The 22,006-nt window shown below is 54.7% G+C and carries 21 protein-coding genes; 16 read left to right on the top strand and 5 right to left on the bottom strand.

Going from position 1 to position 22,006, the window contains the following annotated elements; genetic code table 11:
• From HED22_RS18805 to ftsY, 10 genes are all read left to right on the top strand, one after another.
• Positions 1 to 2,895: Ig-like domain-containing protein (locus HED22_RS18805; protein WP_254870282.1), on the top strand; the 2,895-nt coding region annotated here is incomplete at its 5' end.
• Between the two features lie 159 nt (positions 2,896 to 3,054).
• A complete protein-coding gene (rpmH, locus tag HED22_RS18800; RefSeq protein ID WP_007091264.1) occupies positions 3,055 to 3,189 on the top strand; it encodes a 50S ribosomal protein L34 in 135 nt (44 codons plus the stop codon).
• Positions 3,190 to 3,193: 4 nt separating this feature from the next.
• A complete protein-coding gene (gene rnpA, locus HED22_RS18795) occupies positions 3,194 to 3,655 on the top strand; it encodes a ribonuclease P protein component (RefSeq protein ID WP_167725153.1) in 462 nt (153 codons plus the stop codon).
• Positions 3,652 to 3,960, top strand: a complete 309-nt coding sequence (gene yidD, locus HED22_RS18790; RefSeq protein WP_167725151.1) for a membrane protein insertion efficiency factor YidD — start codon at positions 3,652 to 3,654, stop codon at positions 3,958 to 3,960. Before rnpA ends, yidD begins: the two co-directional genes overlap by 4 nt.
• A 45-nt stretch (positions 3,961 to 4,005) precedes the next feature.
• On the top strand, positions 4,006 to 5,712 hold the full coding sequence (yidC, locus tag HED22_RS18785) for a membrane protein insertase YidC (protein ID WP_167725149.1): 1,707 nt from the start codon (positions 4,006 to 4,008) through the stop codon (positions 5,710 to 5,712).
• Positions 5,713 to 5,783: 71 nt separating this feature from the next.
• Entirely contained in the window at positions 5,784 to 6,446 is a 663-nt protein-coding gene (gene yihA / locus HED22_RS18780) for a ribosome biogenesis GTP-binding protein YihA/YsxC (protein ID WP_167725147.1), read from the top strand.
• 39 nt (positions 6,447 to 6,485) lie between these two features.
• On the top strand, positions 6,486 to 7,415 hold the full coding sequence (gene argB / locus HED22_RS18775; RefSeq protein WP_167725145.1) for an acetylglutamate kinase: 930 nt from the start codon (positions 6,486 to 6,488) through the stop codon (positions 7,413 to 7,415).
• Positions 7,416 to 7,566: 151 nt separating this feature from the next.
• On the top strand, positions 7,567 to 8,589 hold the full coding sequence (locus HED22_RS18770) for a GGDEF domain-containing protein (RefSeq protein ID WP_167725143.1): 1,023 nt from the start codon (positions 7,567 to 7,569) through the stop codon (positions 8,587 to 8,589).
• A gap of 228 nt (positions 8,590 to 8,817) precedes the next feature.
• Positions 8,818 to 10,065, top strand: coding sequence for a tRNA (N(6)-L-threonylcarbamoyladenosine(37)-C(2))-methylthiotransferase MtaB (gene mtaB, locus HED22_RS18765; protein ID WP_167725141.1), 1,248 nt, complete (start codon positions 8,818 to 8,820; stop codon positions 10,063 to 10,065).
• Complete coding sequence (ftsY, locus tag HED22_RS18760) at positions 10,062 to 10,997, top strand: signal recognition particle-docking protein FtsY (RefSeq protein WP_167725139.1); 936 nt, start codon at positions 10,062 to 10,064, stop codon at positions 10,995 to 10,997. Before mtaB ends, ftsY begins: the two co-directional genes overlap by 4 nt.
• A 57-nt stretch (positions 10,998 to 11,054) precedes the next feature.
• Here ftsY and HED22_RS18755 read toward each other — a convergent pair whose 3' ends face one another.
• Positions 11,055 to 12,437, bottom strand: a complete 1,383-nt coding sequence (locus tag HED22_RS18755) for a diacylglycerol kinase family protein (protein ID WP_167725137.1) — start codon at positions 12,435 to 12,437, stop codon at positions 11,055 to 11,057.
• Between the two features lie 80 nt (positions 12,438 to 12,517).
• Positions 12,518 to 13,021, bottom strand: a complete 504-nt coding sequence (locus tag HED22_RS18750; RefSeq protein ID WP_167725135.1) for a Dps family protein — start codon at positions 13,019 to 13,021, stop codon at positions 12,518 to 12,520.
• A 226-nt stretch (positions 13,022 to 13,247) separates the two neighbouring features.
• Between HED22_RS18750 and HED22_RS18745 the strand changes: the two genes are divergently transcribed.
• Complete coding sequence (locus HED22_RS18745) at positions 13,248 to 13,703, top strand: hypothetical protein (RefSeq protein WP_167725133.1); 456 nt, start codon at positions 13,248 to 13,250, stop codon at positions 13,701 to 13,703.
• A gap of 113 nt (positions 13,704 to 13,816) precedes the next feature.
• Positions 13,817 to 14,398, top strand: coding sequence for a YqaA family protein (locus HED22_RS18740; protein WP_167725131.1), 582 nt, complete (start codon positions 13,817 to 13,819; stop codon positions 14,396 to 14,398).
• Between the two features lie 77 nt (positions 14,399 to 14,475).
• Here the strand turns inward: HED22_RS18740 and HED22_RS18735 are convergent, their stop codons facing one another.
• Positions 14,476 to 14,685: a hypothetical protein gene (locus tag HED22_RS18735; protein ID WP_167724898.1), complete on the bottom strand. Its 210-nt coding sequence runs from the start codon at positions 14,683 to 14,685 to the stop codon at positions 14,476 to 14,478.
• Positions 14,686 to 15,029: 344 nt separating this feature from the next.
• Here HED22_RS18735 and HED22_RS18730 point away from each other — a divergent pair, with 344 nt between their 5' ends.
• The 4 genes from HED22_RS18730 to chrA all read left to right on the top strand — a co-directional run bounded on the left by HED22_RS18730 (position 15,030) and on the right by chrA (position 19,254).
• Entirely contained in the window at positions 15,030 to 15,557 is a 528-nt protein-coding gene (locus tag HED22_RS18730; RefSeq protein WP_167725129.1) for an RNA polymerase sigma factor, read from the top strand.
• Position 15,558: 1 nt separating this feature from the next.
• Positions 15,559 to 15,801 carry a hypothetical protein gene (locus HED22_RS18725; protein WP_167725127.1) on the top strand — a complete coding sequence of 81 codons (243 nt, stop codon included), beginning with the start codon at positions 15,559 to 15,561 and terminating at the stop codon, positions 15,799 to 15,801.
• A 512-nt stretch (positions 15,802 to 16,313) separates the two neighbouring features.
• Positions 16,314 to 17,789 (top strand): AMP nucleosidase, encoded by a 1,476-nt coding sequence (locus tag HED22_RS18720; protein WP_167725125.1) that lies wholly within the window; start codon positions 16,314 to 16,316, stop codon positions 17,787 to 17,789.
• Positions 17,790 to 17,979: 190 nt separating this feature from the next.
• Positions 17,980 to 19,254: a chromate efflux transporter gene (chrA, locus tag HED22_RS18715; RefSeq protein WP_167725123.1), complete on the top strand. Its 1,275-nt coding sequence runs from the start codon at positions 17,980 to 17,982 to the stop codon at positions 19,252 to 19,254.
• Between the two features lie 17 nt (positions 19,255 to 19,271).
• Here the strand turns inward: chrA and HED22_RS18710 are convergent, their stop codons facing one another.
• Together HED22_RS18710 and HED22_RS18705 are read right to left on the bottom strand one after the other, a co-directional pair.
• A complete protein-coding gene (locus HED22_RS18710; RefSeq protein ID WP_167725121.1) occupies positions 19,272 to 20,732 on the bottom strand; it encodes a serine hydrolase in 1,461 nt (486 codons plus the stop codon).
• 86 nt (positions 20,733 to 20,818) lie between these two features.
• On the bottom strand, positions 20,819 to 21,988 hold the full coding sequence (locus HED22_RS18705) for a CynX/NimT family MFS transporter (protein WP_167725119.1): 1,170 nt from the start codon (positions 21,986 to 21,988) through the stop codon (positions 20,819 to 20,821).
• Between the last annotated feature and the right edge of the window lie 18 nt (positions 21,989 to 22,006).

Genomic DNA, 22,006 nt, shown 5'->3' with positions numbered 1-22,006 from the left:
GTGACGATCAGTGGAGTGCCGGATGGAGCCACACTGTCGGCAGGTACAGACAATGGTGATGGCACCTGGACGCTGGGTTCGGATCAGCTTGACGGTCTGACGATTACGCCAGCGGATGACTTCAGTGGTTCGTTTGATCTGGGCGTGACGGCGACGTCGGCGGATGGTGAAGACGTCGCAACTACGACGGGTTCGATCACGGTTGATGTCGGTGGTGTCGCAGATGCGCCGACCTTGGATGTGTCGGATGCCAGTGGCAACGAAGACAGTGCCATCGCTCTTGATATTGATGCGGGCCTCACCGACAGCTCCGAAACTCTGACGGTCACCATATCCGGCGTTCCAGATGGCGCGACCCTGTCGGCTGGCACGGACAATGGTGACGGCACCTGGACGCTGGGCTCGGACCAGCTTGATGGTCTGACGATTACCCCGGCGGATGACTTCAGCGGTTCGTTCGATCTGAGTGTCACGGCGACCTCTGAAGATGGTGAAGATGTTGCCAGTGTGAGTGACACGATCACCGTGGATGTTGCCGGGGTCGCGGATGCGCCGACGCTGGATGTCGGTGATGTATCGGGCTCGGAAGACAGCGACATCGCACTTGATATCGAGGCGGGGCTTTCGGATGCGTCGGAAGTTCTGTCTGTGACGATTTCCGGTGTCCCGGATGGGGCGAGCCTTTCAGCAGGAACGGACAATGGCGATGGCACCTGGACCTTGGCACCGGGTGATCTTGAGGGGCTGACGATTACGCCAGCGGATGACTTTAGCGGGTCGTTTGATCTGTCTGTCAGCGCGACTTCAACCGATGGCACAGATACCGCGACAACGACTGATACCATCACGGTGGATGTCGGCGGGGTTGCCGATACGCCGACGCTTGATGTGTCGGATGCTTCGGGCAATGAAGACAGCGATATCGCACTGGGGATTGACGCAGGGCTGAGTGACAGCTCTGAAACCATGACCATCACGGTTTCCGGTGTGCCCGATGGCGCAAGCCTGTCTGCCGGTACCAATAATGGCGATGGTAGCTGGACGTTGAGTGCAGCTGATCTTGAGGGCCTTACGATCACGCCGGCAGATGACTATTCGGGATCGTTTGATCTTGATGTCACGGTGACCTCGACAGACGGCAGCGATACCAGCAGTGTCAGTGACACCATCACGGTCGCTGTTGCCGGCGTGGCGGATACGCCAACCCTTGATGTCGAGGATGCAAGCGGGGACGAAGGCACCGCGGTTGCGCTTGATATCGATGCGGCGGTAACTGATTCCAGTGAAACACTGACGGTCACCATCAGTGGTGTTCCGGATGGGGCAACCCTTTCGGCCGGGACGGACAATGGGGATGGCACCTGGACCCTTACATCAGCGCAGCTTTCGGGCCTGACGATATCCGCAGCGAGTGACTATTCGAGAACGTTTGAGTTGACCGTGTCGGCGCAATCCCGCGACGGGGCGGATACGGCGACCACGGCGGCGATCCTTGAAGTTACTTTCGATGCCGTGCAGGACGACGATCAAGTCATCTGGGACCCGGATGACGACGGTGATATTGAAACCGGATCAGGCAATGACACGGTTGGCGGTAACGAAGGTGATGACACCATCAGCACCAATGCCGGCAATGATACGATCTGGGCTGGAAACGGCGATGACGTGGTCTATGCGGGCAGCGGCGACGACACAATTATAGGTGGTGAAGGCGATAACACGCTTGATGGTGGTACCGGTAATGACTACATCACCGGCGGCAGCGACCGTGACACCATTACCTCAAGTGCTGGCGACAACATCGTTTATGCTGGCGAAGGTCAGAACTACATCGAAACCGGCGGCGGCGATGACAGTCTTTATGCCGGAAGCAGCGATGACACCATTTTGGGTGGTGACGGTGATAACTATGTCAGTGCTGGCGAGGGCCGCAATGACATCACGACCGGGTCCGGGGATGACAGCATTCAGGCCGGTAGTGGCAACGACACGGTTACTGCCGGTGACGGTGACAACTATATCAATGTCGGCGAGGGCAAAAACACCATCACAGCAGGCACAGGTGATGACACCGTCATGACCGGATCGGGCGATGACGTCATTGATGCCGGGGACGGCAACAACACCGTCACGGCTGGTGAAGGGCGTAATATCATCGATACCGGTAGCGGCGACGACACCATCACGACCGGCAGCGAAAAGGACACTATTTCGGCCGGTGATGGCAATGACAGCATTGATGCCGGTGACGGGCGAAACACCGTCTGGGGCGGTGGCGGCGATGATTCGATCCACGGTGCCTACGGCGATGACACCTTCTATGGCGGCGACGGTAACGATATCCTCAACGCCGATGGCGGCGACAACGAGTTTGACGGCGGTGCCGGTGATGACACCCTGACGGCTGGTTGGGGCGAAGACACGTTCCTTGGTGGGGCTGGCAACGATACGCTTGATGGCGGTGGTGGTGACGACACGCTTGATGGTGGCGAGGGTAATGACAGTCTGGTTGGCGGAGACGGCAAGGATATGCTGATCGGCGGGGCCGGGAACGACATGCTGCTGGGTGGTGAAGGGGATGACACCCTGATTGGCGGCATTGGCGATGACAGCCTGTTTGGCGGTGGTGGTTCCGATCTGTTCATTTTCAACATGGGCGAGGGCAACGACCACGTTGATGGTGGCGCCAATGGCTGGACCACGGATACCATCGAATTGCGCGGCGCTGATGGCGGCAATATCGACTCGAGTGACTGGACGCTTGTCCTTGATGACGGGGATATCACCAAGAGCAAAGGTCACTCCCTTGAACTGTCCACCGATTCGTCGGGCACAATCGTGTTTTCCGACGGTTCCGAGTTGACATTTTCCAATGTCGAACGTATCGAGTGGTGACGAATTCACATTTCGGATGCCGTCGGGACGAAATCCCGGCGGCATTGCCGGTTTTCTGGGGGTAAATGCCCTGTCACGAGTTGACAGCTTTGGTATGAAGCCCTATACAGCGGACCTCGAATTTTATCGGATTACCTTATTTAGAACGGAGTAAGTGCAGTGAAGCGCACCTACCAGCCAAGCAAACTCGTACGGAAACGCCGCCACGGCTTCCGTTCCCGCAGCGCGACCGTCGGTGGCCGCCGTGTGCTGACCGCACGCCGCGCCAAGGGCCGCAAGCGTCTGTCGGCCTAATGTTGTGACCGTTTCGGTGGAACGCCTTAAAAAGCGGGCGGAGTTTCTCCGCGTTGCGGGCACCCGCCGGAAATGGGTTACACAGGGATTGATCCTGCAGGGCGCACCGCGGCCGGGGATCAAACCGGATACAGAATACGCCGGTGAAGACCGACTCGCACGAGTCGGGTTTACCGTCACCAAAAAGGTGGGAAAGGCCGTCGTCCGCAATCGCGTTCGGCGGCGTTTGCGTGCTGTGGCAGAGCAATTGATGAGCGAACATGCATTGCCCGGTTGGGATTATGTTGTGATCGGTCGTCAGCAAACCATAGACCGGCCATTTGAAAAACTGGTCGAGGATATGCGTTTTGCCCTGCGTCGGGTTCCTGATGCCAAGCCGTCTGCGCCTGATGCGCGCCGTCCCCGCAAGGGGCGCGCCAACAGCAAGCCAGCCGGTTCGACGAAGGCAGGAGGCCCGGGAAAATGACTTTCATGCGTGCTCCCGGTTTTTTTGCCCGTCTTCTTCAAATCGCAGTTCGCGGTTATCAGCTGTTTTTATCGCCTTATATCGGGTGGTCGTGCCGTTATCAGCCGACCTGTTCGGCTTTCATGCTCGAAGCATTGGCCCGTCATGGTGCATTAAAAGGCGGCTGGATGGGATTTAAACGGATAATGCGTTGCCATCCATGGGGTGGTCATGGTTATGATCCCGTGCCCGGATGTGGCTGCGAACAAAACAAAGCGTCGTCGGATGGTGAAAACCGGTCCCCGGCGCTTTCGTCATGTAAATAGAATATGCGGTCGGCGCACGCTGGCTGAGAAAAGCGGAAAGAGGCGATGAACGAACAACGTAACCTGTGGGTGGCAATTGCGTCGGCAGTTGTGATTCTTATCGGGTGGCAATTCTTCTTTGCGCCCGAGCCTGATCCTCAGGTTCGTGAAGCGCAGGTTCGCGAACAGCTGAATGCAGACGGCACCAACGCGCCGCAGGTTTCCAGCCCGACCGTGCCGGGTGGGCAGCCTGCTGTTCCGGCTGTTAAGCGCGAAGATGCGCTGGCCAAGTCGCCTCGGATCAAGATTGATACCCCGCGTGTCGAAGGTTCGATTCGTCTTGTTGGCGGTGTGATCGACGATATCCAGCTTCAGGATTATCGTGAGACCGAAGAAGACGACAGCCCACTGATCCACGTTCTGAACCCGACCGGCAGCAATGATGCCTATTTCGCGGAGTTCGGCTGGGTCGGTGCGAAAAGTGGAATGGCACTGCCAAGCAGTGACACCCAATGGACCGCAAGCAGCGAACTGCTGACGCCAGACAGCCCGGTCACCCTGACCTGGGATAATGGTGAAGGCCTGACCTTCAAGCGCGAGATCGCGATTGACGAGAACTATCTGTTCACCGTCAACCAGTCGGTCGTTAACAATACGGGCGGTGACGTTGTTCTGTATCCGTATGGCCTGATTTCACGCAAGAACAAGCCGCAGACTGCCGGTTTCTATATCCTGCATGAAGGCCCGCTTGGCGTGATCGATGGTACCCTCACCGAGATCGATTATGACGATCTGGCTGATGATGGTGCGGTCGAAAACAAAACCACCGGTGGCTGGCTGGGTATTACCGATAAATATTGGCTGGTGGCACTTGCCCCGTCCTCGGACGAGGAAATGACCACGCGCTTTAGCCACCATGTTGCGGATAATGCCGACAAGTATCAGACAGACTACCTTGGTGCGCCGCGCACCATTGCAGCAGGCAGCGAAGGCGGGGCTGAAACTCGCCTGTTTGCCGGCGCAAAGGAAGTCAATCTGCTTGATACCTATGCCGAGGATTACGGGATCACCAACTTTGATCTCGCGATTGACTTTGGCTGGTTCTACTTCCTGACCAAGCCGTTCTTCCTGGTTCTGCAGTGGCTGTATCATCTGGTTGGCAACTTTGGTGTTTCGATCCTGCTTCTGACCGTTGCGGTCAAGGCGATCATGTTCCCGCTGGCCAACAAGTCGTACAAATCGATGAGTGCGATGAAAAAGCTGCAGCCGCAGATCACCGAGATGCGCGAGAAGTTCAAGGATGACCGTCAGCGTCAGCAGCAGGAAATGATGGCGCTCTATAAGCGTGAAAAGATCAACCCTGCATCTGGGTGTCTGCCGATTGTGGTTCAGATCCCGGTCTTCTTTGCGCTCTATAAGGTTCTGTTTGTCAGCATTGAAATGCGCCATGCGCCGTTCTTTGGCTGGATTCAGGATTTGTCGGCACCGGACCCGACGTCGTTGTTCAACCTGTTTGGTCTGATCCCCTGGGATCCGCCGCAGATGCTGATGATTGGTATCTGGCCGCTGATCATGGGTCTTACCATGTTCCTGCAGCAGAAACTGAACCCGGCCCCGGCTGATCCGACCCAGGCGAAGATCATGATGTTCCTGCCATTCATCTTTACCTTCATGCTGGCAAGTTTCCCGGCAGGTCTGGTGATTTACTGGGCATGGAACAACACGCTGTCGATCCTTCAGCAGCGCTACATCATGTACAAGATGGGGATTTAGTCCCCATCTACCCTTCACGGGTTGACCTTCCCTTCGGGGAGCATCCCCGATCAATCGGGGAAGGAAAGACGATGACACAAGAAAACCTGCCGTCGGCAACTGCTATTCCGACGCATGAAGACTCAGTAATCGAAGCCGGGCGGAAGCTTTTTAGCCGCCCGGTTAACTTCGTTCTTGGCGTGGCGCAGCTTGAACAGCTGCCCGAAGAGGATAAGACCGAGATCTGTTTTGCCGGTCGGTCAAATGTCGGTAAGTCCAGCCTGATCAATGCGATCACAGGCCGCAAGGACATTGCCCGTACATCCAATACGCCGGGCCGAACCCAACAGCTGAACTATTTTGATCTTGATGGGGCGTGCTACGTCGTCGACCTGCCGGGCTATGGCTTTGCCCAGGCCCCCAAGGAGATCGTCGATACGTGGCATGCGCTGATCAAACAGTATTTGCGCGGGCGCGTGACGTTGCGCCGCGTGTTTGTTCTGATCGATTCCAGACACGGATTCAAGAAGGCCGATCTGGATATGATGAAGCTGCTTGATGAGGCGGCTGTGCCATATCAGGTTGTGCTGACCAAGGCAGACAAGCTAAAAAAAGGTCAGCTTGAAAAACGCATCAAGGAAGTTGTCGACGGGCTGGTCAAACACCCGGCCGCCCTGCCACAGATTTTTGCGACTTCAAGCGAGAAAAATACCGGACTTGCCGAACTGCGGGCAGAGATTTCCACCCTGCTTTGATTTTGGCAGCCGCACAGAGCGATAATATGGGGAAGTGACATGAACGAAGAAATCCGTTCTGAAGAAGACCAGTCGGAAGCCAGCGCATATCGCATGCTGGCACGGGCCAAAGTGCTGTCCGAGGCTCTTCCCTTTATGCGCCGCTTCAATGGCCAGAAAATCGTCGTCAAGTATGGTGGCCATGCCATGGGCGATCCGGAACTGGCACGTTTGTTCGCTCAGGATATGGTGCTGCTCAAACAGGTCGGCATGAACCCGATTGTGGTGCATGGTGGCGGACCTCAGATTGGCCAGATGCTCAAGCAGCTTAATATTCAGTCGGAATTCATTGATGGCTTGCGCGTGACCGATCAGCAGACCATCGACGTTGTCGAAATGGTGCTGGCAGGCAAGATCAACAAGGAAATCGTTTCCAATATCAATGCCGCTGGCGGTGTTGGTGTCGGCCTATGCGGCAAGGATGCCAACCTGATTACAGCCCGCAAACTGACGCGCACCAAACGTGATCCGGAAAGCAATATCGAGAAGGTTCTTGATCTTGGCTTTGTCGGTGAACCGGAAAAGGTCAATCCGCATGTTCTGGATTGCTTTATCGATACCGACATTATTCCGGTAATTTCGCCGATTGGCGTGGGCGAAGACGGTCAGACCTATAATATCAATGCTGACACCGCTGCCGGTGCCATTGCAAAGGCCGTTGGTGCGAGCCGCCTTTATATGCTGACCGACGTAAAAGGTATCCTTGATCAGGATAAAAACCTTGTACGTGACGCCGACACAGCCCACATCAATGCAATGATTGCGGACGGAACCATTCAGGGCGGGATGATCCCGAAAACTGAAACCTGTATGGACGCTGTTGAAAACGGGGTCGAAGCCGCCGTGATCGTTGATGGTCGTGCACCGCATGCGGTTTTGCTGGAACTGTTTACCGAACGTGGTGCCGGCACAATGATCAGAGGTAACTAAACGTCGATATACGCCCAACACTTAAGGGTAGTTTATTTCGACGTATGTCTGGCTCCGATAGGCAATTTGAAGTATGTTGAGGCAAATTGTTATGCGTTTTGCGCATAACGCCTTGAGCTTACTAATGAAACAAAAGCCCGGAGCACCCGTTGTGACCACAGCGGACCAACAGATTTCCCGCCATTGGGATTATGCAGACGCGACCCTTAAGGCGCTGCGCGAACGCGGTTTGCGCCCGACACCAGAACTGTATCATGTCTGGTTTGTCTATTTTGCCGAAGAAAACCCGGAAATCCTGCGCGTAATTGATGCCGTGCGGGCAAGCGGCGAAGATCTGGCCGAGGAAGCCCTTCTTCAGCTTTATTACCGCTATATTTTCGATCGGCAGGCGGCTGACTTCCTCCAGCGCGGGATGGACGATTTTTCCGAGCTTGTGGAAAACAGCGATGAATGTTTGCTGACAGCGCGAAGCGGCCTGCAGAATTATGGTGCACTTCTTGGGCGTTCAATCGATACGCTCAAGGAACATGAACAGGTCAGCCCGGTTCTGAGTGAGGTTATCGAACAAACCGATGAAATGCAGAAAACCGTCGAGAACCTTCATCAGCGCCTAGACGGTTATCTTGGCAAAGTCGAACGGCTGCAACGCGAACTCGAAGAAACTCGCGAGCGCTCTTATACCGACGGCCTGACGCGCGTTTCCAACCGCATGTATTTCGAAGAACAGCTCAACAAGCTTGTGGCAGAACATGACTCCGCAAAGAAGCCAGAGCCGTTCTGTGTCATGATTGTCGACCTTGATCAGTTCAAGGCAATCAATGACCGGTTTGGTCACCGTATTGGCGATGAAATGCTGGTGCTGATCGCCTCGATGCTGAAGGCCAATATCAAGGGCCGCGACATTGTCGCGCGCTATGGCGGAGACGAATTTGCAATTTTGCTGCCGCAAACACCGCTGGTCGATGCGATGACGCTTGCAGACGACATGAGCAAACGCATTGCCGAACGTGAAATCAAGGCAAAGCAAACGGGTGTTTCATTTGGCCAGATGACCATATCGATTGGTGTTGCGCAATATGTTGCCAAGGAAGGTGGTGCGAAACTGATTGATCGCGCCGATAGCGCCCTTTACCGGGCGAAGAAAGAAGGCCGTAATCGCAATTACGCGGCCTGAGCAACCTGTTCCAACCTCTGATATTTGTATCAAACGATGATATGCGCGCTTGCTGCATGCGTGCCATGAAGGGCCCGGGCTTGCATTGAAGCGTTCAAAAGCGTATGTAACCAGCGCCCGGCAAGGATCAGTGTCCTTGCCGGGCGTTCCGCACTTGCAGCATCCTTTTTTGATATGCGCTGGCGGGATAATTCCCAAAACCGAACCTGAGATCGCAGAAGTCCGAGCATGAAAGAGCCGCGCGTCGTCACATTTGGTTGTCGCCTTAACACCTATGAATCCGAGGTGATGCGCGACCATGCCAAAACTGCCGGACTTGATGATGCGATCATCATCAACACCTGTGCGGTCACGACCGAGGCCGAACGCCAGGCGCGCCAAAGCATTCGCCGGCTGCGCCGCGAAAACCCCGATGCCAAGATTTTCGTCACCGGCTGCGCGGTTCAGGTCAATCCGGACAAATTCGCCAATATGGGCGAGATCGACCGTATCTTTGGCAACGATGCCAAGATGAAGGCCGAAACCTTCATGATGCCCGAACATGAACGTGTCGTGGTCAATGACATCATGTCGGTCGAAGAAACCGCAAGTCACCTTGTGTCTGGTTTCGAAGGGCGTGCACGCGCCTTTGTGCAGGTTCAGAACGGCTGCGATCACCGCTGCACGTTCTGCATCATTCCTTTTGGTCGTGGCAACTCGCGCAGTGTCCCGATGGGCGAGATCGTGGACCAGGTCCGCGAACTGGTTGCCAACGGCTATGGCGAGGTGGTTCTGACCGGTGTGGATATCACATCCTACGGTCATGATTTGCCAGGCCAGCCGACACTAGGGCAGATGTCGCGCCGTTTGCTGGCACAGGTGCCGGAATTGCCGCGTTTGCGTATTTCATCGATTGACCCGGTCGAGGTCGATGAAGACCTGTTTCGTCTGATCGAGACGGAACCGAGATTGATGCCGCATATGCATATCAGTCTGCAGGCGGGCGATGACATGGTTCTCAAGCGCATGAAACGCCGCCATCTGCGTCAGGACGTTGTCGATTTTTGCAAAAAGGTCCGCGAACTGCGCCCGGATGTGACGTTTGGTGCTGATATCATTGCCGGTTTCCCGACCGAGACCGACGAAATGGCGGAAAATACCCTGCGTCTGGTGGACGAATGTGGCCTGATTTATCTGCATGTCTTTCCGTATTCCTCCCGCCCGGGTACGCCGGCGGCCAAAATGCCCCAAGTGCCCAAGGACCTGCGTAAGGAACGGGCAAGCGCCCTTCGCGAAGCGGGCGAGGTGCAACTGAACAAATTCCTGAAATCCCGCATCGGGATGGTGGAGAATGTGTTGGTTGAAAAGGAAAATACCGGCCATACGGAGCATTTTGCTCCCGTTCTGCTGGATCGCGTGATAGAAGCGGGCACGATAGCAAAGGCCAAAGTCACCGGCCTTGAAGATGGAAAACTGATTGCGGAGCTTGCGGGATGAGTGAAGAGGGGAAAAGAAGCTGGTTTAGCCGCCTGAAAGACGGGCTGAAACGGTCCTCCTCAAAACTGACCACCGGGATTTCCGATATCTTCACCAAGCGCCGTCTTGATGATGACGCGCTGGAAGAATTTGAAGACCTTCTGATCACATCCGACCTTGGCGTGACAACCGCTGCGAAACTCAGCGCGGAACTGTCCAAGACCCGGTTTGACAAGGAAGTCGATTCCGCCGAAATCCAGGAATTCATTGCCGAAGAAGTTGCCAAGATCCTTGATCCGGTGGCAAAGCCGCTGGTGATTGATGCCAATAAGAAGCCGCATGTGGTGCTGGTGGTTGGTGTGAACGGATCGGGTAAAACCACCACCATCGGCAAGCTTGCCAAGACCTACAAGGATCAGGGCCTCAAGGTCATGATGGCAGCGGGGGATACCTTCCGCGCGGCTGCGGTCGAGCAGCTTAAAGTCTGGGGCGAACGTACCGATTGCCCCGTTATTGCACGCGACACAGGTGCGGATGCTGCCGGTCTTGCCTTTGATGCAATTGAGCAGGCCCAGCGCGAAGGCTATGACCTTTTGCTGATTGATACGGCCGGTCGCCTGCAAAACAAGGCGCACCTGATGGACGAACTTAAAAAGATCGTCCGTGTGATCAAAAAGCGTGACGAGAGTGCGCCGCACGATACGTTACTGGTTCTTGACGCAACCACCGGTCAGAACGCCCATTCACAGGTCGAAACCTTTGGTCAGGCAACAGATGTTTCCGGCCTGATTGTCACCAAGCTTGATGGTACGGCCAAGGGCGGTGTTGTCGTCGCGCTGGCCGAGAAGTTCGAAAAGCCGGTGCATGCGATTGGTGTTGGCGAAGCGGCTGAAGATCTGCGTCCGTTCGAGGCAAAATCATTCGCCAGAAGTCTGGCCGGTCTGGAAGACTAACCAAGAGACCGCGATAAAAACTTAAAAAAGACCGCCATCGGGCGGTCTTTTTGTATTTCAGAGGTCTTTGACGATGTTTTCCAGCGTGCTGGAAAAATTGCCCATTTCCGTTGCAAGCCTGTCGAGTGCCTTTGCGACCTCAGGCGGCTGGTTGTCCAACGAAATGACGTTTATCTCCGTCGTCAGGGTTTCCGCACGCGCTTTAAGGCCATTGGCAAGGCGGGTATCCGCATTCCCCAGTAACCAGCCCATGACCTTGTCACGAAGTTCCTCGAGATTCTGAAGGTCCGGGTCGGGCGATGCCGCATTGATCCCGTAAGGACGCAAGCCAAGTTCGAGCTGCCGGGAAATGCTGCGCAGCTCGCCTGCGCCATCGTGGCATAGCGCCTTGAGATCACTGTTTTGTGCAACCGGATAGATCGCCTCGAGACGGACGGCAAAATCAATGGTGTCACGCATGATGTCATTGATCTCGCTTTGCTGCGGCAATGGTTTGTTGTCTGAACCGTCACTGTCCCCGTCCACCTGATCAACAAAACTGTTGGGGGCAAAGACCGGCAGGACTGCCGCACGGATGGCAAATTTCGCGGGAAGTTTCGCGATGATCTCGCCATCGGCCAGAATGGGCGCGCCGTCTTCGCCGTCGACCTTGATGGTGTCGCATTGCATGGTTGTGGCATAGCTGCTGTCATCGACAGAGCCAAACAACAGTTCGGCTGCGATATCCAGGCCATTCAGTGTATCGACACTGTCGCGAATGGCGAACATGTGCAGAAGGCCGTCTTCGGGGCTTTTGGTTTCACTGGGGCGCAAGCCACCGCCAAAATAGCGGCCATTGGTGATTGTCACCTGACGCAGCTTCATGGCTTGTGGTTTTTCGTCACCACAGGTGATGGTCAGGTCAAGCGGCTCCATTTCGTGCCAGCTTTGCCAGTTTGCAACCGCATAGCTGATCGCCCCGAATGTCCGTTTAAGATCGGGATTGATGCGTTTGCGTGCATCGGCGGGAACGCCAATGCTGGCGGCATTTACAAAGCTGTTGCCATTCACGTTGCCGATATCAAGCATTCTGATCTGTCCGTGAATAGACGCACGCGCTGCATCGACCAGATCATCAGGCAATGTCAGCGTCCGGGCAAAGTCGTTTGCCGTACCCAGCGGAACAGGTATCAGAACAACTTTTTGCGCGATAACGGTATCGAGCACTGCGTTAATGGTGCCATCCCCGCCCCCGACAGCGACGATATCGCCCGGTGTGCATGCAGAGCTGATCTGTTCCTTGATCACTTCGGGGTTATCACACAGCGTTAGCTCGGTCTTGTAACCGGCATCCTCGAACACATTGCGCAACGCCTGTGCGCCGTTCGCACGCCAGTCATCGGGCAGTTTCGATTTTGTCAGCAGCAGGTGGACCTTGCCAGTCAGATCAGAGCTTTTCATCATGCTGTACCGTTGGTTTGAAGGGCACAAAAAAGAACCGGCACCCGAAGGCGCCGGTTCATCATATCATATTGGCATGATTACGAGATGGTTGCACGCAGCATCCATGCCGCTTCTTCGTGAACACCGATCCGCTCGGTCAGCATGTCGGCAGTCTTGACGTCCTCGACGTCTTCGGCTGCGGCGACGCCATCGCGAAGCAGACGTGCCATTTTGTCGTGGTCCTCGATCAGTTCTTTGACCATGTCCTCGGTCGAGAGCAACTTGGTCTGATCTTCGATGACGGAGTTTTCCATCATCGCGTTCAAACCGGTCGGTGCCGCGAAGCCAATTGCGCGAATGCGTTCTGCCATATCGTCAATTGCCGTATTGAGATCTTCGTAATGCTCCTCGGTCATCTTATGGAGCGAATAGAAGGTCGGGCCGACCACGTTCCAGTGAACGCCACGAATTTTGGCATACAGTACATGCGATGAGCCAACGATCTGTGTCAGCATCTTGGCCAGTTCGCGGCGATCCTTGCGGTCCACGCCAGTTTCGACGGGAAATTCCTTCGCAACGGTCTGCATACTGCTATGTGCCATAACTAAAACTCCTTTTGTTTTGGACGCGCCCGTGAAATCGGTTATCGCATTCTAACTGCGCTGTACCCCGCTTCGTTGGTGGGCGCTTACACAGACAACGTCACATTTCCAAAATAGTTCCATGAAATAAAATCACCTTAATCGGAACATTATTTCGAACCATCCGTTGTGAATGGTAAGCAGCGTGCAAGTAATTGTGCTGTGTTTATTAAACAAGGAGGTTGTTATGTTGAACAAGAATATGCTGATGATCGGTACTGTACTTATGTCTGTTTCGGTGATGGCCCCGGCCTATGCCGGGTCCGATGCATCAAACACGATGGCAACCGACGATGCGGTAGAGTCCGATGTCAACAAGCTGGGCAATGAAATTGCTGCCCAGTACGAAGAAGCCAAGGACTTTACGTTCGAACAGAAAGAAGATTTTCTTGCCTGGGTCGATAACAAGTCTGAACAGCTCGGCGATCAGTATGACGACGTTTCCGCGCAGGTCGAAAACGACAGCGAGGAAGCAGTTGAAGAGCTGGCAGCGGCTTGGGACAGCGCAAGCGATGAGCTGAGCGATGCTCTTGAAGATGCCAAAGAGGCATCGGCTGACACCTGGGAAGATGTAAAGGCCAATACTGTCAGTGCGCTTGAAGATGCGCAGAAGGCCATCTCGGACAAACAGTCCGCCGAATAAGACGTCACAACCTGAACTCGGCGCCTGACGTCCGAGGTTAGCGGCCCGCCCGGCTTCGGGCGGGCTGCTTTTTATTTTTGGGGCGCATGAAAGAGCAAGGAACAGAACTGACGATGTCGCGTGATAACAAACAATCCCGCTCACAGATAAGAAGTGCGGTGGACTATGCACAAACCCGCCTTGCCAAACTTGCCGAGGGATGCAAGGGCCTCGGCGGAATCTCCGTTGCATCGTTTCTTGAGACGACAATCATTCCGATCCCGATTGAGGTGATCGTTGCACCGATTATGGCCGCCTCGCGGACGCGGGGCTTTATTGTCGCGACTGTAACCCTTGCCGGCAGTGTCGCTGGCGCATTGGCGCTGTATCTTCTGGCGTGGGTCTTATTTGATGATATTGCCCAGCCGCTGATTGACCTTGTTGGCGGACAGCAGGAATTTGACGATCTTCAAGCTCAGTTCAAAGAAGGCGGATTCTGGGTCGTCTTTGCAATCAGCATTACACCGGTGCCAATGCAGATCGCAGCTCTGGCAGCCGGGGCTGCATCCTATCCGTTCTGGCTGTTTTTGATTGCCATTACGGTATCACGCGCGATCAGATATTATGGTTTGTGGTTGCTGGTTCTGGGATTTGGTGCCGGAATCGCCCGCATTTTCGAAGGGCGCAGACCCGATTTGCGTCAGGATACGACCTGATTTAGGTCAGCAATACACGCCAAAACAGAAAAGACCCGGTGTTTTACCGGGTCTTTTTTTACAAAAATCGAACTTTTTTATTCCGTCTCGATCCGGAAATCTGTGGTGCTTTTGCCCTCTGTATCGGGGTCATCAATCTCTTCTGATACCAAACCGCGGCGAATTAGCTCGCGGATTGCCGCAGCGCGGGTCGGCATCCGATTGTCAAAACGCCAGTCATCGATGAATTTCAGTTCTTCATCATCGAGCATGATCTGAAGCTTTTCTGTTCTTTTAGCCGTCGGCACGTGGGGTTTCCTATAAATTTCAGAGGTTCTGAAGACCGTCTGAAGTCGTTGAAAATCAAAGCATTCAAGAATTTTGGAGTAAGTTACGTTACCGCTGTTTCTTCCATAACACAACCATCTTGCTCAACATCAGTCAGTTCGCCCACTGATGTAAGTAATGTAAAGTAATTATAAGCCGTAAACAGTGTATAATCCTCAATATGACTACAGTATGTAAAGTAAGTGCTTTGATTGTGTTATGTCGTGTATGTGTGTTCCCTGTATTGCCTAAGTTAAACATACGATTTTACTTTTAATTTTATTTTCGTTTGTTAGGGTCAGCTCATCCGAACAAGGAGGTTGTGATGTCTAATCAAGTGATGAACGAAATCGAAGATCATGTCCCTGCACTGCGCCGTCATGCATATCGCCTGACCGGCAGCACCGATCTTGCGCAGGACCTGGTCCAGGACACGCTGTTGAAAGCCATCAGCAAAAAGGACCAGTTCGAAGAGGGCACCAGCCTGAAGGCATGGTTGCACCGTATTCTGTTCAACACTTTCATTTCCGGAAAACGTCGTGAAAAGACGCGTGGTCCGCAGGTCGATTGGGATGACCTTGGTGATGTCTACGGTCATGGCAGCAATCAGATGGCGCGCTTGCAGCTTCGTGACGCAGATCGCGTCCTTGAAGATTTGCCTGAGCAGGAACGTGAAGCCATCATGCTGACCGCAGTTGATGACGTGTCCTACCAGGATGCGGCTGATCAGATGTCGGTTGAAATCGGGACTGTTAAATCCCGTGTTGGCCGCGCGCGTCGCAAGCTGCGTGAGTCGGTTGGTCGAATCGAAGCCCGCGAGCATGCATCACGTTATGTCTCGGAGGCAGCATGATATGAGCCTGGTTCTTGCGATATATGGCAAAGACCACATTCTTGGCTATGTACGCGGGACTCTTGAGGACGAAGAAGAACAACAGGACATCGAGAGCCTGGTCGAGAGTGACCCGCGCGCTGCCAGAATCGTCAAAAAGCTTGAAGTTACCGACTGTGGTGACCAAGGGACATCTGAGGATTGTGTGCGCAGACGGCTTAAAAGATTGCAGAGCATAGCAGAAAATTCGGATGTCCTGAATTGACGCGGGAGTGAAAACTTTCATCTCATATCGAATAGAATTGACATAAATGACCAATGGTCATATAAAGACAATATATCAGGGTTGATCGTCTTTTCCCTCAACGTCTAAGGCCCTTCCCTGAAATTGCCGAAACCGTCCCCCGGTTTCGGCATTTTTTTTGTTCGCATCGTAAAAGGCTAAGACAGGTAGGCTTTATCTGCCACGGCGAACCATCTGGTTATGATGGGCTCCGCAAAACTGTCATTTGGAATCCTTGAAAATAAACCCGACATATAGAACATAAGCTTCTGAAACTGCCAGAAAATCGGGGGTGGGTGCGAATAGCAGTAATGTTCAATCCGTGTATTGCATCCCTGCTTTGCGCTGAACGACAAAATTTTCAGTTGTCAGAAGGCGGGCGAGCGGTGATAAATCTCTCGCTCCAAGGGCTTTTGTCATTGATCGGGTTCGCTTTGCTGTACCCGGATCTGACGAAAGACCCAAAACAACAATAACAAAAAGGAGCATCCAATATGGTTTCTGGAGTACACGGATCGGTTCGCGATCTGTTTGAGTTTACGGACGCTGACAAGGCACTTGCGCGCATCAAGGACATTTATGCGACCGGTGCCAATGCCGTCCAGGAGGCCTTCAACCGTTTCGGTGAAGGTCAGCAATCTTCCCCGGTGCGTGCCTATTACCCGTATCTCGGTATCGAGGTGCCGCCTGAAAAATTGCATGTCGAAAGCACGCTTTCATTCGGCGCGCCGCGCGATCCGGGCGTGTATGGCACGACCTTGACGCGCCCTGACCTGTTTGAAGAATATTACCGTGAACAGATCGAGCTTTTGCTGAAGAACCATGACGTACCTGTCGTGGTTGGTGTGTCGGATCGTCCGATACCAGTGCCGTTTCTGGTCGAAACCGCGACTGACAGCATTGGGCCGAACGACATCCGCCCGATGCAGCTGATCTTTGATATGCCCGATCTGGCGCGTACCGATGATGACATCGCCAATGGCGTTCATTACGGCGCAAATGCCGCGCCGGGGCCAAAGCCGTTGTCGCTGTTTTCCGGTGAACGTGTCGATTATTCACTGGCGCGCCTGCGTCACTACACGGCTACTGCACCGGAACATTTCCAGAAGTTTGTGCTGTTCACCAACTATCAGCGCTATGTCGATGAATTCATCGAATTCGCCAAGGAACAGCTTGAAGATCCGAAAAGCCCCTATGTCGCCTTTGTCGAACCGGGGCCGAAAGTCAGCGTGCGTAAAAATGCGCCGAAGGGCTGGGTTGAAAGTGGCGAGGCGGTCAAGCAATTGCCGCAGATGCCGTCCTATCACCTGATCCGCGAAGATGGTCTTGGTGTGACACTGGTCAATATCGGTGTTGGTCCGTCCAATGCCAAAACGGCAACCGACCATATCGCGGTTCTGCGCCCGCATTGCTGGTTGATGCTTGGTCACTGTGCCGGGCTGCGCCGCAGTCAGTTGCTGGGGGATTATGTTCTGGCACACGGCTATGTCCGTGATGATCACGTACTTGATTCGGACCTGCCCCTGTGGATTCCGGTGCCGCCAATTGCCGAGGTGCAAGTGGCCCTTGCGGACTCGGTGACTAAAATCACCGGTCTTAAAGGTCGGGAAATGAAGGCCCGCATGCGTACCGGCACAGTTGCGACAACCGATAACCGTAACTGGGAACTGCGCTATAGCGAATTGTTTGTGCGGCTCAACCAGTCACGCGCCATTGCAGTGGACATGGAAAGTGCCACCATTGCCGCCAACGGTTTCCGGTTCCGGGTTCCGTATGGCACGCTTTTGTGTGTATCGGACAAGCCGGTTCATGGCGAACTGAAGCTGCCCGGCATGGCCAACAATTTCTATCGCCAGCGTATTGGGCAGCATTTGCAAGTTGGTCTGGATACGATTGATACGCTTCGTCAGGACGTCAATCAGCTCCATTCCCGAAAATTGCGTTCTCTGGACGAACCTGCCTTCCGCTAAGGCGCGGACTGGCGCAAAAGCCCGAATGATCAAACCAGAACCCCGCCTGTGGTATGATGCCGCAGGCGGGGTTTTGTTATGAATCTGTGACGAATGTCTGTGGTCCCGATTTTGGCTTTGCCGCCTTTGCGCGATTGCGTATGTTCAGGCAAAATCAACGCAATGGCAGTGATCAGGGGAAACGGCCATCATGTCGAACGCGACGTCGCAGAACGGAGCCAAAGAAAACGCTTCCAAAAGCATTGATGAACCCTTGCCGGATGGCGGGATCGGTCTGTGGCAGATTTTCCTTATTTTCCTGCGGCTTGGTCTGACCAGCTTTGGTGGCCCTGTCGCCCATATCGGTTATTTCCGTGAAGAATTTGTCGCACGTCGCAAATGGCTAAGCGATGCGCGTTACGCCGATCTGGTGGCGCTTTGCCAATTTGCGCCGGGGCCTGCCAGTTCGCAGGTCGGTATGGGGATCGGCATGGCACTGGGCGGGGTGCGTGGATCATTGATCGCGTGGCTTGGCTTTACGATGCCATCGGCGATTGTTCTGGCAGCCCTTGGTATGGCGTTTGTCGGATTTGATATCGGCAGCGTCGATGGCATCATACGCGGGCTGAAGCTTGTGGCCGTCGGGGTTGTTGTGCATGCGCTTTTGGGGATGGCGCGCAACCTGTGCCCCGATGTTCCCCGCGCTATTCTTGCGGTTTTGGCTGCCGGTATCATGATCGCCAGTGATACGGTGATGGCCCAGTTTGTGGTGATTCTGGGGGGCATGTTTGCGGGCTTTTTCCTGCTTAAGAACAAGGTTGCCGAAGATGCCGATCCCGGTCATGCCCCGCGCTCGGCCAAGGGGGCGGTTATTGCCCTTTGCACTTTCTTTGCCCTGCTTGTGATGCTGCCTGTCTTGGCAAAACTTGATCCAACGGGTCTTTTTGCCGTGATTGATGGCTTCTATCGCAGTGGCGCCTTGGTGTTTGGCGGCGGGCATGTGGTTCTGCCCCTGCTGCAAAATGCCGTCGTTGCACCGGGCTGGATCGATACCGAAACCTTCCTTGCCGGATATGGTGCAACCCAGGCTGTGCCTGGTCCAATCTTTACCTTTGCGGCCTATCTGGGCGCTGCCTTGCATACCGGTGCAGGTGGTGCGGGCCTTGCAATCAGCGCTTTGACGTCACTGGTGACCCTGGTTGCGATCTTTTTACCCGCGTGGCTGCTGGTTATCGGGCTTTTGCCATTCTGGGATCGCGTGCGTCATATTCCCTCCATGCGGGCGGGGTTGATGGGGGTGAATGCCGCTGTGGTCGGGCTGCTGGCCGCAGTGCTTTATGACCCGATCTGGACCGGGGCCATACAGGATGTGTTTGATATTGGCTGTGTAATGCTGGTCTTTGCCATCCTGCAATGGCGGGTCTTCCCGGTTTGGGCCGTGGTTGCCGCCGGGGCTGTCATCGGCTATCTGGTCGGATTTTTCTGACCCGCCAATGGTCCGGGTCAGCCGCCATTTGAATTTGGCGAGGCTTCCGAACCGCCGGATTCCGGGGCATCGACAGGTAAATCTGATTTGTCCGGGAAAACCGCACTCAGATCAGAAATGAACTGGCGCAAGTCAAATGCGCCGGGTTTGCGCGTGACCCCAAAGCGCGCCACCACCAAATCCCGCGATGGAATAACCGTTAGCGACTGTCCATCATGACCAAGCGAAAAGAAGGCATCTTCGGGCAGTTGCGCAATATCATCGCGCGGATTGCCATCCTCATCCCGGCTACCGGGAAGATCAAGCCACCAGTGCGCCCCATACAAACCATGCGGGTCTTCTGCTGCCGGGCTGGTGGAATAACCAACCCAACCTTCGGGCAGCAGGCGTTCTTCATTCCATACACCGTCCTGAAGGAAAAGTTGTCCGATCTTGGCCCAGTCACGCGCGGAGGCATGCATGAAGCTTGAGGCAACAAAATAGCCCTCGGGGTCGGTTTCGATTACCGCACTGCTCATGCCAAGTGGCCGGAACAGAAGTTCCGTCGGACGGCTGAGATAGGTCGTACGTGAACCGCTCAGATTACGAACGGCAGCCGATAGAATATTGCTTGCCCCGGAATTATAGGAAAACGCGCTGCCCGGCGTATTTTCGAGGGGTTTGGAAACGGCAAATCCGGCCGTGGACGGTTCGATGAACAGCATTTGCACCACATCGGACAGCGGATTGGCATAGCTTTCATCAAACTCAAGACCACTTCGCATGCGAAGCAAATCATCATAATTGATGGTCGCGCGCGGATCGTTTGGTTCGGCCTGCCACTCATTGATCAGAACCGGATCCTGAATGTCGGAAATCATGCCTTCAAACCGCATGCGACCCAGAATGACGTTAAAGACACTTTTGGTCATCGACCAGCCGGGCAAGGGTGTATCGGCTGTAATCCCCTCGGCATAACGTTCGGCAACCACCTTGCCATCATGCAGGATAACAAGAGCCCGCGTGCGGCGTTCCGGATGAAGGCCCGGTTCATCCATTACGTCAAACAGGATGTTGTTCAGTGCCCGGCGGTCGACATTGGCCGGGGGTGGCGTGGTCATCAGTGGCCGTGCGGCAACCGGTTTCATGACCGGGGTCGCGTTGCGTAACTGTGCGATGTGTTCCGCATTATCGGCCAATGTGCAGCCAAGATTGGGGCGGTAAACCGCAACGCGTTTACGGAAGCCGAATGCATGGGCGCTGATCGTCTGGTTGCGCAAATCGACATTGGTGGTAATCAGCGATAACAAGGGATTATTGTCGGCAAGAACATCGACTTCGCGCGCCCGTGTCGAGGACAGGCCATCGACAAAAATGGCGGAGCACATGATCTTGGCGCTGTAAGCCGCCCCGACCGGGGCCAGCCAGATGAAGAAAACCGCAAGAACAGACAAGCCGATCAATACCAGTCCGATAAAGATGGCCTTGATCAACTGCATTCCACTTCCCTGAATCTTTTTGATTTGTTTGGCAGGAAAGGGTCGCTTGCTTCGACGGATAGGTCAAGCCATCGTATCGTATAGTTTTAACGTCTAATGGACGCAGGCGCTGCTGGTTTTCGCAGGGTAATCAGGAAACCTGCAAAGTAAAATCCGCCCAATACGATAGCTGCGCCGACCCAGCCGTTTTGATCAATCATCATTCCGGCAAATGGGGGAACGATGACGACAAAAATCTCGGCAAATTGCGCCAGCATGCCTTGCAGGGCTGGCATGGAAAGACCTTCCTTGGCGATTCTTGGCAAAAGGGCAAAACAGGTGCCGGCCACCATTCCCTGACAGATATTGAAAACAATCAGGGACGCGATGCTGACCGGGACCGAGGTGCTGACAAACAGGGCCGAAATTGCAATCGCCATCACCGGCAAAAACAGAACCAGAATGCTCCGACCGGGAACCTCCCGGCCCAGAACAGCGCCGGCGGCGATACTGCCGACAACATTTCCGGCAATTGCCGTTGTGCCGATGATCGCCGCCGAAAGCGCAATGCCGATATCAAGATTATCCGCCAGCATGGCCGGCATAAAGGCAAGGGCTGCCGACGTTGCGCCAGCAAATGCGGCGAAGGTCAGCGCCACCTGAAGGGCCGCGCGCGATTGCAAAACACCGACCACCCCGACCAGAAGGGATCGGCGCGCCGATCCCACCTCGGGCTTTTCCATCAGGGCAAGAAGCGGCAGTAAAACCAAAACAGGCAGGGTGCAGGCGCCAACCGCGATCCGCCAATCCATCCATGTCACGACGGCTGCACTCACCCAGTTGCCAAGGGCAATGCCAACCGGGATAAAGGTGCCCCAGATGCTCATGGCCATGGCAACCAGCTTGGGGTTTTTGAACGCGGCCATCCAGCTTGGCGCACCAACAACAATCAGAAGATAGCCGATGCTGGTCACAACGCGCCCTAAATATAAAAGGCTGGTGATGCTTGCGGTGGCAAAGATCAGCGCACCCGCGATCATCATGATACAGCCAAGCACCAGCGACCGTCGTAACCCCGCCCGTGCGGCCCATACCCCGGCCGGAATGGCACAAAGCGCACCTGCAGCTGTAATCAGGGATGCTACCAGTCCGAATTCCGCCTGGCTCAGCCCGAAGCTTGCGCGCAGATCAGGCGCAATCGGACCAATCAGCCCGACCTGCATGGAAGCGGTCAGTCCAAGTCCGTACAGAATAATAACGGCTGTGATAGGGGGCATCGAGCAGTTCCGTGGGGC

This window comes from Thalassospira sp. HF15 (assembly GCF_011806525.1).
In the GTDB taxonomy this organism is placed as follows: Bacteria; Pseudomonadota; Alphaproteobacteria; order Rhodospirillales; family Thalassospiraceae; genus Thalassospira.
The sequence above is the reverse complement of the archived record's forward strand: the minus strand, read 5'-3'. Positions and strand labels throughout refer to the sequence as shown.